Origin of the sequence: Comamonas sp. E6 (assembly GCF_001010305.1) — a bacterium.
Classification (GTDB): domain Bacteria; phylum Pseudomonadota; class Gammaproteobacteria; order Burkholderiales; family Burkholderiaceae_C; genus Comamonas; species Comamonas thiooxydans.
Genome location: NZ_BBXH01000030.1, coordinates 59,021 through 71,320, shown reverse-complemented (window position 1 = coordinate 71,320; position 12,300 = coordinate 59,021). Strand labels below are relative to the sequence as shown.

The following is a 12,300-nucleotide window of genomic DNA, read 5'->3' as shown; positions in this document are numbered from 1 at the left end:
CAAGTGTCTGCTGCCATTCGGTGTCGGAGGTCAACTGATCGCTTTGATGGGCGCAGCCGCCCAGCAGCAGGGCGCTGGCTAGAGCTGTCAAGGCCAAAGGATTGAAACGCTGGCGCGGCTGCGCCGCAGAAATGAAAGTCCACATATGAGCTGATTGCGTTCGTCTGAGACGGGGCATGGCTTCGTAGCTGTAGATTTCGTACCGGCTTTGCCCACCGAGTTTTGCCGCGATACTGCGGGGCATTGCCCCTGTCGCGCGTTCATTGTCGTGCCTTGCCGGATTCCCGTGCACATGTCCGTATTGCTTCCCCCCGCGTTTCTGGCCCGTGTGGCCGCCACCCTGCTGCTGGCCTGGCTGGCCGCACAGCTCTGTCTGGTGTTGCATACGCCGCTGCCCTGGATGCTGGGTCCGCTGATTTCCGTCTCCCTGCTATCGATTGGCGGGGCGCCCACCCAAAGCTGGGCCAGGCTGCGCGATCTGGGGCAGTGGACGATAGGCTGCGCTCTGGGCCTGTATTTCACGCCTGCGGTGACCGAGCTGGTCGCTGGTCTGTGGTGGGCGATTGCGCTGGCCATTGCCTGGGCCCTGTTGCTGGGCTGGGCCTTCGGGCGCTGGCTGTATCGCGTGCAGGCAGGCTCCATGCTGGCGCAACCGGGCATGGACGAAGAGCGCTTGCGCGCCACGACCTATTTCTCGGGCGCGATAGGTGCGGCCTCGGAGATGACGCTGCTGGCCGAGCGCGAGCAGGCGCGCACTGATCTGGTGGCCGCGGCACACAGCCTGCGGCTGGTGATAGTCACGGTGAGCATTCCCTTTGCACTGCAATGGTCGGGATTGCAGGGCGACCCAGGCCTGACGCTGCCCAGCGTGCGCACCGTGCAATGGCCGGGCTTTGCCTGGCTGGTGCTGGCCACCGGCGCCGGGGCATTGCTGATGCTCAGGCTCAGGCGTGCCAATCCCTGGTTTCTGGGTGCGCTGGCCGTATCCATGGGCTTGACCATGGCAGGCCTGGAGCTGTCCGCCGTGCCGCAATGGCTGATGAATGCCGCCCAGCTGGTGATCGGCGTCAGCCTGGGGGTGCGCTTTCGACGTGATTTCCTGCACACGGCGCCGCGCTGGCTGGGCATGGTGGCGCTGGGTACCGTGGGGTTGATGGCAGTCTGCGCCGGTTTTGCCTGGCTGCTGCACTGGGCCACCGGCCTGCCCTGGGTGACCTTGTTGCTGGGCACATCGCCGGGTGGCATTACCGAGATGGCCATCACCGCCAAGGTCCTGCAACTGGGCGTGCCCGTGGTCACGGCCTTTCAGGTCTGCCGGCTGATTGCCGTGCTGCTGCTGGTAGCGCCGCTGTACCGATGGCTGAACAGAGCACTGCCAGGAGCGAGGCCATGATCCGCGGCAGGCGAAATCCCTGGAAGTCGGTCTTGATCCTCAGCGCATGCGCCGGCTTTGTGATGGCCGGGCTTCTGATGTGGATGGCCTGGGAGCACAACCCCCAGTGCGAGATTCACTGCGCAGAGCAAGGCATTGACTGGGGCTACTGGCTGGCGCTGGGTGCGGCAGGGGGGCTGCTGGGCTTTTTTGGCTGCATGCTGAGTGCCTGCGTGTTGATGCTGTTGTGCAGAAAGTCATAGCGGCTCGCGCTTTTCCGGTAAGCACTAGAGTGTGTTTTCAGGCATCAAAAAAGCCACTCTTTCGAGTGGCTTTTTGCAAGGTGTTCAGTGAATGATTACCGGCTGCTGGGCCAGGCCCGTGTAGGTGTCGAGAATTTCCTCCACCTCCTCCTCGGTGGGGGCATCCTGCTGCCAGGCGAGGATCTGCTTCTGGAACATTTCGGCCCAGGAACCATCCAGATACACCTCCTTGCCCGAACGCTTGTCCACGATTTCGAAGCCGTGGCGCGGCAGTTGATGGGCTTGCTCGGTCTCGGCCTTGGCTTTGCCTGCCGGAACGTCTGCCTCCATATCGGGACGCAGATGGAGCACCGCAAAGGATTCAGAGTCGTAAAGCATTTGCATGGTGTTCCTCCTTTCACTTCCGTTATGAGCATGCCTGCCATGGATATGGCGACAGGGTGCCGCATTTCAAGGTGGAAATGCCTGCTCTTGGCACTTGGGCACAGTATTCCATGGATTTGGCATGGTTGTGGGCAACTGGCTTTCCCGATCTGTAGTAGGCAAGTCCTTGAATGGCGCGACAGCGTTCAGCCCGAGCCGATGCAGGTTGCAGGCCTTGGCTGAGAGGTGAGTGAGCGCTTTGAGCGCGGTGCTCTCGGGGTTTACGCCAGGCTGCGGCATGGAGGCTATTGCGGCGCGGGCAGATATTTCCTGAGCTGCAGGTCGACAAAGTCGTCCTGTCCCTGAGTGAGCTTGATGCGCACGGGCAGGTATTGCATGGACGGAGCCAGCCAGACCGATCCGCGCTGGTCGCTGCTGCTTTTGCCGGGCAGCTTGTCCAGGCGCCACGCCATGACGCCGCCAAATGGCAGCTCCAGCGCCTCGCTGGCACCCACGCGGAACTGCCAGCGCACGGCCGAGCGTGCGCTGCTGGTGGTCAGCTCTATCAGCGTGCCTGGCGGGTATTTATCGGGGGCGGCAGCCATCAGGGCCGAGAGCTGTAGAAACACGCTGAGGCGGTCCTGCACGCCATCGCCGATGGCCGCATCGGTCTGGCCGCCGCTGTAGTGTGCCTTGCCACTGGCCACATCAAAGGCGGCGGACTGGGTTTTTCGCCCCTTGTCGCTGAAGTTGAGCGGTTGCAGGCCCTTGGGTGTGATCAGCCCCTCGCTGGTCTGGGCGCGCTCGCCGAGCAAGAACATGCTGATCGACTGCCTGGCCTGGTAATACTGGCCGTCATGCTGCCATTGCAGCTGGGCGCCGGCCGAGTATTGAAAACCCTTGACCTGACCCGAGGCATTGAACTCCAGCGTGGCGGAGTTGGGCAGGGTGACGGGCAGCACAGAGTCAGGTGGCAGCGGCGCGCTGCCTGCGGGCGTGACCTGGATGGGGCGGGCCGTGTCGGCACCATTGGCTTCGGGAGGCTCGGCCATGGGCTCGGGAGCCGGCTCTGCTGCAGCAGCGGGCAGCTCTGTATTGGCGGGTGCTTCTGTTCCAGGAGTTTCTTGCGTTTGTGGTTCCTGGACTGGAGGCGGATTTGGCTCTGATTCCTGCTCGTCCGGGACGGGGGCAGGCACGGGAGCAGGAGCCGGCGCCCGGGGTGAGGCCTGGGGTCTGGGCGCCGGGGCTGGAGCCGGTTTGGGCGCTGCGGGTGCAGGCGGCGGAGGAGGGGGCGCCTGCAGCATGCGCGTCTCCATCACGATCTGGTCGGCCGCCGCTTTGTCCGGCGGGCTTAGTTCGGGCAGGCCCCAGAGCAACAGCCCATGGGCTGCCAGCACCAAGCCGGTGATGGGCAGCAGTGTCTTGCGTGCCTGGCTTGTCTGAGGGGAGCGGCCCATGAGCGTGATTCTGAGATTGCAGGTTTCAGTGGTTGGGATCGGCGCGCCAGCCCAGATCGCTGGAAAGCTGGCGGGCGGCCGCCTGCAGTGGCGCGTCTATGGCTCCACCATAGTCCGGGTCGAAAGTCGCCAGCGAGCCCAGGGTCATCAGCCCCAGCACAATATGGCCGGATGCATCGAAGACCGGCACGCAAAAGGCCACGATGCCCGGCAGCACGGTGTCGACCACGCGGGCCGTGCCGCGCGCACGGACTTCGGCCAGCATGTCCGCAACGGCCTCTTCGGTCTGGGGCAGGTCCTGGCGTCTGGCCTTGCGCGCACGTTCGATCTCGGGCTCCAGCAACGCGGCCGTCGCCTCGCGCGGCAGCCAGGCACCGAAGCAGCGCCCTGTAGCCGAGGCCAGCATGGGCATGACGTCGCCCAGGCGCAGATTGGCAGTGACGGACTGCGCCGATTCCTCCCAATGCACGATGGTCGGGCCATGGTTGCCCCAGACGGCAATGGCCAGCGTGTGGTTGAGAGTCTCGAGCAGCGCCGGAATGCGCTCCCGCGCCAGACGCACCGGGTCGAGGCGGGCCAGGGAGGCCAGGCCGATCTTGAGCGCCGCAGGGCCCAGGTCGTAGCGCGAATTGCGTTCGTCCTGCGCCACCAGGCCGATGCGCTGAAAGCTCACCAGATAGCGGTGCGCCTTGGCGGCACTCATGCCGGCGGCGGCGGCGACATCCTTGAGCATCAGCGGGCCGCTGGCCTGCGCCAGCGCTTCGATGAGGGAGAAACCCACTTCGACCGACTGAATCCCTGCGCGTTCCTTTTCCATTGCAATAGAATCGTGTTTTGTTTAGTTAAATCAATTTAACCAATCGTAATTTTGGCTAGCGTTGTCAGGCATTGTGCCAGCACCGCTGCCGTGAGCAGAGGGACAGAGAATGAAACTGGCAACCTACAAGGATGGCTCGCGCGACGGGCAACTGGTCGTGGTCTCGCGTGACCTGAGCCAGGCCTGCTATGCCACCGGTATTGCCAGCCGCATGCAGCAGGTGCTGGACGACTGGAGCTATATGGCCCCCCAGCTGCAGGATCTGTCGCACGAACTCAATCACGGCAAGGCCCGCCACGCGTTTCTCTTCGATCCCCAGCGCTGCATGGCACCGCTGCCACGAGCTTATCAGTGGGCCGATGGCTCGGCCTATATCAACCATGTGGAGTTGGTGCGCAAGGCGCGCAATGCCGAGGTGCCGGCCAACTTCTACACCGACCCGTTGATGTACCAGGGCGGCAGCGATGATTTCATCGGCCCCTGCGACGATGTGATCGTGCCCAGCGCGGCCATGGGCATAGACTTCGAGGCAGAGATTGCCGTCGTCACCGGCGATGTGCCCATGGGCACGGATGCCAAGGATGCGCTGGACGGCGTTCGTCTCGTCATGCTGGCCAATGACGTGAGCCTGCGCAATCTGATACCTGGCGAACTGGCCAAGGGTTTCGGCTTTTTCCAGAGCAAGCCCGCCACGGCCTTCAGCCCTGTGGCCGTGACACTTGACGAGCTGGGCGATGCCTGGAAGGGCGGTCGTCTGCATCTGACGCTGCAGAGCACCTGGAACGGCCGCAAGGTCGGCATGTGCGATGCGGGCGAGGAGATGACTTTTCACTTCGGCCAGCTGATCGCCCATATCGCCAAGACCCGCAATGTACGTGCCGGCTCCATCGTGGGCAGCGGCACGGTGAGCAACAAGGGCGTGGAGACCGGCAGCGGCAAGAACAAGCGCGTGGAATGGCCCAAGGGCTATAGCTGCATCGCCGAAAAGCGCTGCATAGAGACCATTCAGGACGGCGCACCCAAGACCGAGTTCATGCAGTTCGGCGACACCATCCGCATCGAGATGAAGGGCAAGGACGGCCAGAGCATCTTCGGCGCCATCGACCAGAACATTGCGCCGCCCGGCGGCAGCAAGGATGACTTGCCCGAAGCTCAGCCTCTGGATAGCTCTGAAGACTAAGCCCTCGTTGCTGCCGCCATGCCCATGTCAAGTCTGAATCTCTCGCGCTGGATTTCGCCTCTGAAGGTCGTGTCGGCCATAGCGTTCGCTTTGTTGACGGGCCTGTCCATGGCGGCAGAGCCTGCCGCCGAACCTGCAGTCAGTTGCCCGCCGCCGTTCAGTCCGCCAACGCCGGCCGAAGTGCAGGCCATGGCCCCCCAGATGCAGGACAGAGGCCTGCTCTGGCGCGTGCAGGACGGCGAGCGCACCAGCTGGCTTTACGGCACTTTGCATGTGGGCAAGCGGGAGTGGATCTTGCCCGGCCGCACCATCTTGCGTGCCATGGTTGCGACGGATTTGCTGGCGCTGGAGCTGGATGTGCTGAATCCGCAGGTCATGCAGCAGTTGATCGACGGCTTCCAGGCCCGTGTCGACGCCCCTGCGCTGCCCGCAGATCTGGACGCTCGGCTGGCGCAGCAGCGCAAGCGAGCCTGTGCCGAGCATCTGAGCACGCAACGTCCGGACGCCCAACTGCTGGGACTGGTCAGCCAGCTGGGCCGCAAGCATGGGCTGATGGTCGAATTTGGCGCCGATCTGCAGCTGGCGAGCCTGGCCGGTGCCGTGCGCAAGCCTGTGCTGGGGCTGGAGTCGGCGCAGACCCAGCTCGAGGAGCTGCTTTCCGACGATCCCTTGGAGGTACAGGAAAGCGTGCGCGACGGGCTGGAGCAGCTCGAAGATCCCAAGTCCCCGGAAATCCTGCAACAGCTGGCGAACATCTGGGCAAGCGGCAACGAAAAACAGCTGGAGAACTATGCCGACTGGTGCGACTGCATCAAGACCGAGCGTGACCGGCTCAAGTACGCGCGCCTCATGGATGGACGCAATCCGGGTATGGCAGACGGCATTGTGCGTCAGCTCCAGCAGGGCAAGACCGTGTTTGCCGCCGTGGGAGCGCTGCACATGGTCGGGCCCAAGGGCCTGCCCGAGCTGCTGCGTCAGAAAGGCTATCAGGTCGAGCGCGTGAGCTTCAAACTGCCACCCATACAGAAATCAGAGTCAAAACCGATTCAAACCGAATAGAGACAAGCGCAGGCAGCTATCAATTAATAGAAAAGGCCGCCTGGCGGGGTCTAAAAATCATTCCACAACCCCCTACATCACCCTCAAGGAGACAAACGATGGATCGTCGTCAATTCCTGGCTGCCATGGCAGCCAGCTCGGCTGCTGCCGCATCCCCCTTCGCCATGGCGCAGGACTGGCCCGCCAACCCTGTGCGCTGGGTCGTGCCCTACCCACCCGGAGGCGGTACCGATGTACTGGCCCGCACGGTGGCCGAATCCATGCGCAAGACGCTGAACCAGACCATCGTGGTGGACAACCGTCCCGGTGCCTCGACGAATATCGGCGGCCAGCTCGTTGCCGCGGCCAAGCCCGATGGCTACACCATCATGTCGGCCGACAACGCCATCCTGGCGTTCAACGAGCACCTGTTCAGCAAGCTGCCCTTCAGCCCCGACAAGGATTTCACCTATGTGGGCGGCATCAGCCGCTTCCCCATGGCGCTGGTTGTCAACCCTGCGTTCGAAGCCAAGGATTTCAAGGAATTCCTGGCCTATGCCAAGGCCAACCCCGGCAAGCTCAACTACGCCTCGCCCGGCAATGGCTCGCCCCACCATCTGGCCATGGAGCTGTTCAAGAACCGCACCGGCACCAGTCTGACCCATATCCCCTACAAGGGTGCCGCGCCCGCGCTGGCCGATGTGATGGGCGGCCAGGTGCCTTGCATGTTCCTGGATCTGGCATCGGGCCTGCCCGTGATCCAGTCCGGCAAGGTGCGGGCCCTGGCCATAGGCACGGCCAAGCGCGTGCCCAATCTGCCCAATGTGCCCACGCTGGCCGAACTGGGTCTCAAGGATTCCGAGGTCTATGCCTTCCAGGGCATTCTGGGTCCCAAGGGCTTGCCGCCAGCCATCGTGCAGCGCCTCAACGCAGACCTGCAAAAAGCCCTCAAGGACCCTGACGTGGTCAAGCGCATGGCCGACTTCGGCATGGAAGCCCTGCCTGGCACGCCCGAGCAGTTCCACCAGCTGGCGCGCACCGAAGCCAAGCGCTGGGGTGAGGTCATCAAGGCGGCCGGCGTGAAGTTGGACTGATCGCCTCCTTCCTGAGCTTCGCGAGGTTCTGGGCATGGCTTGAGCCGTTGCCGCAGACCTCGTCGGCTTGCATCGTAGCGGCCCTGCCACCTTGAGTTGCAGGGCCGTTTTCAGTAGGGAAGTATGCCGGGCAGCAGTGGGCGGCTCAGGCGCTCGCGCCACCATTGCTGGGCCCGGCCGGGGGCATCGCTGCGCCAAGCCAGCCAGAAGGTTTCGGGCGGTCGCGGTTCTTCCACCGCCAGTTCTACCAGTACCCCGGTCTCCAGCTCCACACGCACGCATGCGCGTGGCACAAAGCCGTGGCCCAGGCCGGCGGCCTGGCAGGCTATCTTGGCCTGCATATCGGGCACGGTGATGCGCCGCTGACCGGTGAGCAGGCCCACGGTGCGGTCGGTCAGCGAACGGGCGCCGTCGCCCACCACCACGGCGGTGTGCTCCAGCAGGTCGGCGCGCGCCAGCGGACGGCCAAGACGCGCCAGCGGGTGGCTGGCAGTCACGCAGAACACGAAATCGAGCTGGCCCACGGCCACGGCCTTGTGGCCACCACCGGCCGGACCCTCGCCCGCCGCCACGATCAGGTCGGCCCGGCCTTCGCGCAAGGCTTCCCAGGTGCCCGTCAGGGTCTCGCTGCCGATGCGCAGCCGCGTGCCGCTGCTCAGCGCCTCGAATGCCTGGATGTCGGCGCCGAAGGCGCTCGTGGGGATCAGCGAGTCGTGCACCAGGCGCACCTCGGTCTCGAATCCCGTGGCGATCTGGCGTAGCCGAGACTCGAGCTGACGCGCGGCTGCCAGCAGCCAGCGCCCTTCCTTGAGCAATTCCTCGCCCGCAGGCGTGAGACTGACACGCGGGCCGTTGCGCACAAACAGGTTCAGACCCAGCTGTTCCTCGAGCTTGGACACGGCATAGGAGATGGTCGAAGGTACTTTGTGCAGGCGCTCTGCCGCACCGGCGAACGAGCCGTGGCGCGCAATGGTGTCCACCAGTTCTATAGCTTCCAGAGAGAGTTTGAGCATGCTTTGAGTGCGTAAAAAACAATCATCGAAATTATCGATGATTAAGAGGATTTTCTTTCAGCATAGGCGCCGATAAGGCCGCCGATACTTCATGCATCGCAACACGAAACGCAGCGAAACAAGGCAGACAGGCCTGCTGCAGCAAGTGTGAACGCCATCGATTGTTAAGGAGATAGAAATGCTTGAAGTTCGCCAATCCAACCACCGCGGCCGTGCCAACCATGGCTGGCTGCAATCGCGCCACACCTTCTCCTTCGGCCATTACCGCGACGCCAACCAGCAAGGTTTTTCGGATCTGCTGGTCATCAATGACGACCATGTGTCCCCCGGTCAGGGCTTCGGTACCCACGGCCACCGCGACATGGAAATCTTCTCCTATGTGCTGGACGGCGCCCTGGAGCACAAGGACTCCATGGGCACGGGCTCGGTGATCCGTCCTGGCGATGTGCAGATGATGAGCGCCGGCACCGGAGTGGAGCACAGCGAATTCAACCACTCGGCCCAGGACCCGGTGCACTTTCTGCAGATCTGGATCGTGCCCGCCGAACGCGGCGCCGCTCCACGCTATCAGCAGGTCCATGTGGACGATGCCGACAAGCGCGGCCGCCTGCGCCTGATCATCGCCCCCGAAGGCCGGGACGGCACGCTGGCCGTGCGCCAGGACGCCCGGGTCTATGCCGGCCTGTTCGATGGCGCTGAATCCGCCGAACTCGATGTGGGCACCGATCGCCATGTCTATGTGCATGTGGCCCGCGGCAGCCTCAGCGTGAACGGTGAGCGCCTGTCCGAAGGCGACGGAGCCCGCATCCGTAACGCCGGGGCTCTGCGCTTCGATCAGGGCGAGCAGGCCGAGGTGCTGGTCTTTGACCTGCGTCCCCGTGAATTGCCCAGCTTGTAAGCACCGGTTTTCACACCCCGGCTTTCATCTTGCTTTCTCGTTTCCCCTGCAGCCTCTCACTCAGCTTTTACCCAGGAGTTTCACCATGACCAACGCCAATGCCTCCATCGCCCGTCCCGTCGCCGTCGCCAAGCCCGGTGCCAAGCTGCTCAATCCCCATGACCACACGCTGATCATGATCGACTTCCAGTCGCAGATGGCTTTTGCCACGCACTCCATCGATCCCGTGCAGCTGCGTTCCAACGCCGCCCTGGTCGCTTCGGCCGCAGCCGGCTTCGGTGCCTCGACCATCCTGACCACCGTGGCAGAAAAAAGCTTCTCCGGCCCCATGTTCGAGGAAGTGACCGCGCCTTTTCCCGGCCAGACCCTGCTGGACCGCACCTCGATGAATACCTGGGAAGACGAGGCTGTGATCCGGAAGGTCAACGAGATCGGCAAGCCTCGCATCGTGCTGGCCGGCCTGTGGACCAGCGTGTGCATCGTCGGACCGGCCCTGTCGGCGCTGGACCAGGGTTTTGAGGTCTTCGTGATCGCCGATGCCTGCGGCGACATTTCCACCGAAGCCCATAACCGTGCCATGGAGCGCATGGTGCAGGCCGGCGCCCAGCCCATCACGTCGCTGCAGTACCTGCTGGAAATGCAGCGTGACTGGGCCCGTACCGAGACCTATGACATGACCACGGGCATCGCCAAGAAGCTGGGTGGCGGCTACGGCATAGGCATCACTTACGCCAAGACCATGTTCGGCGCCCACGAAGGCTAAAAAGAGCACATCATCTTTCTGCAGCGCAGACCGATCTCGCGCCCGCGGTTCTCGCCGTACGCATGTACGGATGCGGTCCTCAATGCGACCTTGGTCTGCTCGCCAAGAAATCTGGCGCACTTTTGGCGCCGCTGAACCACCGGAGACCTCCATGACCCTGCCCTCCGCCCCCGATCTGATCCTGTTCAACGGCCGTTTCACCACGCTGGACCGCAGCAAGCCCGCGGCCACGGCCGTGGCCGTGAGCCGGGGGCGCTTCAGCGCCGTCGGCAGCGACCGCGAGGTCCTGCCTCTGGCCGGCCCGCAGACCAAACGCATCGATCTGGGCGGACGTAGCGCTCTGCCGGGTTTGATAGATAACCACCTGCATCTGATCCGCGGCGGCCTGAACTTCAACATGGAGCTGCGCTGGGACGGCGTGAAGAGCCTGGCCGATGCCATGGCCATGCTCAAGGCTCAGGTGGACGTGACCCCTGCGCCCCAGTGGGTGCGCGTTGTGGGCGGCTTCAGCGAGCACCAGTTCGTGGAAAAGCGTCTGCCCACGCTGGCCGAGCTGAATACCGTGGCACCCGACACCCCGGTCTTCATCCTGCACCTGTATGACCGTGCCCTGCTCAACGCCGCTGCCCTGCGCGCCGTGGGCTACACCAAGGACACGCCCGAGCCGCCCGGTGGCCAGATCCTGCGCGACAGCGCCGGCAACCCCACGGGCCTGCTGCTGGCCAAGCCCAACGCCTCCATCCTCTACGCCACGCTGGCCAAGGGCCCCAAGCTGCCGCGCGACTACCAGCTCAACTCCACACGCCACTTCATGCGCGAACTCAACCGCCTGGGCGTGACCGGTGCCATCGACGCGGGCGGCGGCATGCAGAACTACCCAGACGACTACGACGTGATCCAGGAACTGGCCGATGCCGACCAGCTCACCATCCGCCTGGCCTACAACCTGTTCACGCAAAAGCCCAAGGAAGAGAAGGACGACTTTCTGCGCTGGACCGCCACCTCGCAGTACAAGCAGGGCACGGACTACTTCCGCCACAACGGCGCAGGCGAGATGCTGGTGTTCTCGGCTGCCGACTTCGAGGACTTCCGCCAGCCCCAGCCCGAGCTGGCGCCCGGCATGGAAGGCGAGCTCGAAGAAGTGGTGCGCATCCTGGCACAGAACCGCTGGCCCTGGCGCATGCACGCCACCTACGACGAGACCATCGATCGCGCGCTCGATGTGTTCGAGAAGGTCAATGAAGACATTCCCCTGGCCGGTCTGAACTGGTTCTTCGACCACGCCGAAACCATCTCCGAGAAGTCCATCGACCGCATCGCGGCCCTGGGCGGAGGCGTTGCCGTGCAGCACCGCATGGCCTACCAGGGCGAATACTTCGTCGAGCGCTATGGCGCGGCTGCGGCCGAAGCCACACCGCCTGTCAAGCGCATGCTGGAAAAAGGCGTGAACGTGTCTGCCGGCACCGACGCCACCCGCGTCGCCAGCTACAACCCCTGGGTCTCGCTGTCATGGCTCGTCACGGGCAAGACCGTGGGTGGCCTGCAGCTCACGCCTCAGCGCAATTGCCTCACCCGCGACCAGGCCTTGCGCATGTGGACCGAAAACGTCACCTGGTTCAGCAACGAACAGGGCAAGAAGGGCCGCATCCAGGTGGGCCAGCTGGCCGACCTCATCGTTCCTGATCGCGATTTCTTCGCCTGCCCCGAGTCCGACATCGCCGACACCTCGGCCCTGCTCACCGTGGTGGGCGGCAAGGTGGTCTACGGCGCTGGTGCCTTCGCCGACCTCGATGAGTCGGCCCCGCCCCTGGCCATGCCCGACTGGTCGCCCGTGCGCACCTTCAAGGGCTATGGCGCCTGGGGTGTGCAGGAGGCTGCGCCGCTGCAGTCCGTGATGCGCAACGCGGCAGCAAACTGCGGCTGCGCCATTAGCTGCAACATGCATGGCCATGCCCACGCCACGGCCTGGAGCAGCAAGCTGCCCGTGGCCGATCTCAAGGGCTTCTGGGGCGCCCTGGGCTGCGCCTGCTGGGCGGTGTGAG

The 12,300-nt window shown here is 64.1% G+C and carries 12 protein-coding genes; 8 read left to right on the top strand and 4 right to left on the bottom strand.

The window, feature by feature from the left end; all coding sequences use genetic code 11:
- Positions 1-292: 292 nt before the first annotated feature.
- Complete coding sequence (locus CSE6_RS22715; RefSeq protein WP_034354901.1) at positions 293-1,393, top strand: AbrB family transcriptional regulator; 1,101 nt, start codon at positions 293-295, stop codon at positions 1,391-1,393.
- A 32-nt stretch (positions 1,394-1,425) separates the two neighbouring features.
- On the top strand, positions 1,426-1,635 hold the full coding sequence (locus CSE6_RS22710) for a hypothetical protein (protein WP_231905886.1): 210 nt from the start codon (positions 1,426-1,428) through the stop codon (positions 1,633-1,635).
- Positions 1,636-1,719: 84 nt separating this feature from the next.
- Here the strand turns inward: CSE6_RS22710 and CSE6_RS22705 are convergent, their stop codons facing one another.
- From CSE6_RS22705 to CSE6_RS22695, 3 genes are all read right to left on the bottom strand, one after another.
- Entirely contained in the window at positions 1,720-2,019 is a 300-nt protein-coding gene (locus CSE6_RS22705; protein WP_003068569.1) for a DUF3567 domain-containing protein, read from the bottom strand.
- A 284-nt stretch (positions 2,020-2,303) separates the two neighbouring features.
- On the bottom strand, positions 2,304-3,455 hold the full coding sequence (locus CSE6_RS22700; RefSeq protein ID WP_059441560.1) for a DUF3108 domain-containing protein: 1,152 nt from the start codon (positions 3,453-3,455) through the stop codon (positions 2,304-2,306).
- 25 nt (positions 3,456-3,480) lie between these two features.
- Positions 3,481-4,272: an IclR family transcriptional regulator gene (locus tag CSE6_RS22695; protein WP_034354893.1), complete on the bottom strand. Its 792-nt coding sequence runs from the start codon at positions 4,270-4,272 to the stop codon at positions 3,481-3,483.
- A 109-nt stretch (positions 4,273-4,381) separates the two neighbouring features.
- On the opposite strand from CSE6_RS22695, the gene CSE6_RS22690 reads away from it, so the two are divergent.
- The 3 genes from CSE6_RS22690 (at position 4,382) to CSE6_RS22680 (ending at position 7,584) form a co-directional block, all read left to right on the top strand.
- Positions 4,382-5,452 carry a fumarylacetoacetate hydrolase family protein gene (locus tag CSE6_RS22690; protein ID WP_034354891.1) on the top strand — a complete coding sequence of 357 codons (1,071 nt, stop codon included), beginning with the start codon at positions 4,382-4,384 and terminating at the stop codon, positions 5,450-5,452.
- Between the two features lie 24 nt (positions 5,453-5,476).
- Complete coding sequence (locus CSE6_RS22685) at positions 5,477-6,511, top strand: TraB/GumN family protein (RefSeq protein WP_238585783.1); 1,035 nt, start codon at positions 5,477-5,479, stop codon at positions 6,509-6,511.
- A gap of 98 nt (positions 6,512-6,609) precedes the next feature.
- Positions 6,610-7,584 carry a tripartite tricarboxylate transporter substrate binding protein gene (locus CSE6_RS22680; RefSeq protein WP_034391286.1) on the top strand — a complete coding sequence of 325 codons (975 nt, stop codon included), beginning with the start codon at positions 6,610-6,612 and terminating at the stop codon, positions 7,582-7,584.
- Between the two features lie 110 nt (positions 7,585-7,694).
- Here CSE6_RS22680 and CSE6_RS22675 read toward each other — a convergent pair whose 3' ends face one another.
- Positions 7,695-8,597 carry a LysR family transcriptional regulator gene (locus CSE6_RS22675; RefSeq protein ID WP_059441558.1) on the bottom strand — a complete coding sequence of 301 codons (903 nt, stop codon included), beginning with the start codon at positions 8,595-8,597 and terminating at the stop codon, positions 7,695-7,697.
- A 178-nt stretch (positions 8,598-8,775) separates the two neighbouring features.
- Between CSE6_RS22675 and CSE6_RS22670 the strand changes: the two genes are divergently transcribed.
- The 3 genes from CSE6_RS22670 (at position 8,776) to CSE6_RS22660 (ending at position 12,299) form a co-directional block, all read left to right on the top strand.
- On the top strand, positions 8,776-9,495 hold the full coding sequence (locus CSE6_RS22670; protein ID WP_045838791.1) for a pirin family protein: 720 nt from the start codon (positions 8,776-8,778) through the stop codon (positions 9,493-9,495).
- An 85-nt stretch (positions 9,496-9,580) separates the two neighbouring features.
- Positions 9,581-10,258, top strand: a complete 678-nt coding sequence (locus tag CSE6_RS22665) for an isochorismatase family protein (protein WP_003068587.1) — start codon at positions 9,581-9,583, stop codon at positions 10,256-10,258.
- Positions 10,259-10,409: 151 nt separating this feature from the next.
- Entirely contained in the window at positions 10,410-12,299 is a 1,890-nt protein-coding gene (locus tag CSE6_RS22660) for an amidohydrolase (protein WP_059441557.1), read from the top strand.
- Position 12,300 lies beyond the last annotated feature (1 nt).

Excerpts from the sequence above, each read along its gene's own strand:
- CSE6_RS22705 (WP_003068569.1), bottom strand. The coding sequence starts at position 2,019 with ATGCAAATGCTTTACGACTCTGAATCCTTTGCGGTGCTCCATCTGCGT.
- CSE6_RS22685 (WP_238585783.1), top strand. The coding sequence starts at position 5,477 with ATGTCAAGTCTGAATCTCTCGCGCTGGATTTCGCCTCTGAAGGTCGTG.
- CSE6_RS22660 (WP_059441557.1), top strand. The coding sequence starts at position 10,410 with ATGACCCTGCCCTCCGCCCCCGATCTGATCCTGTTCAACGGCCGTTTC.
- CSE6_RS22690 (WP_034354891.1), top strand. The coding sequence starts at position 4,382 with ATGAAACTGGCAACCTACAAGGATGGCTCGCGCGACGGGCAACTGGTC.
- CSE6_RS22695 (WP_034354893.1), bottom strand. The coding sequence starts at position 4,272 with ATGGAAAAGGAACGCGCAGGGATTCAGTCGGTCGAAGTGGGTTTCTCC.
- CSE6_RS22665 (WP_003068587.1), top strand. The coding sequence starts at position 9,581 with ATGACCAACGCCAATGCCTCCATCGCCCGTCCCGTCGCCGTCGCCAAG.
- CSE6_RS22715 (WP_034354901.1), top strand. The coding sequence starts at position 293 with ATGTCCGTATTGCTTCCCCCCGCGTTTCTGGCCCGTGTGGCCGCCACC.
- CSE6_RS22680 (WP_034391286.1), top strand. The coding sequence starts at position 6,610 with ATGGATCGTCGTCAATTCCTGGCTGCCATGGCAGCCAGCTCGGCTGCT.
- CSE6_RS22675 (WP_059441558.1), bottom strand. The coding sequence starts at position 8,597 with ATGCTCAAACTCTCTCTGGAAGCTATAGAACTGGTGGACACCATTGCG.
- CSE6_RS22670 (WP_045838791.1), top strand. The coding sequence starts at position 8,776 with ATGCTTGAAGTTCGCCAATCCAACCACCGCGGCCGTGCCAACCATGGC.
- CSE6_RS22700 (WP_059441560.1), bottom strand. The coding sequence starts at position 3,455 with ATGGGCCGCTCCCCTCAGACAAGCCAGGCACGCAAGACACTGCTGCCC.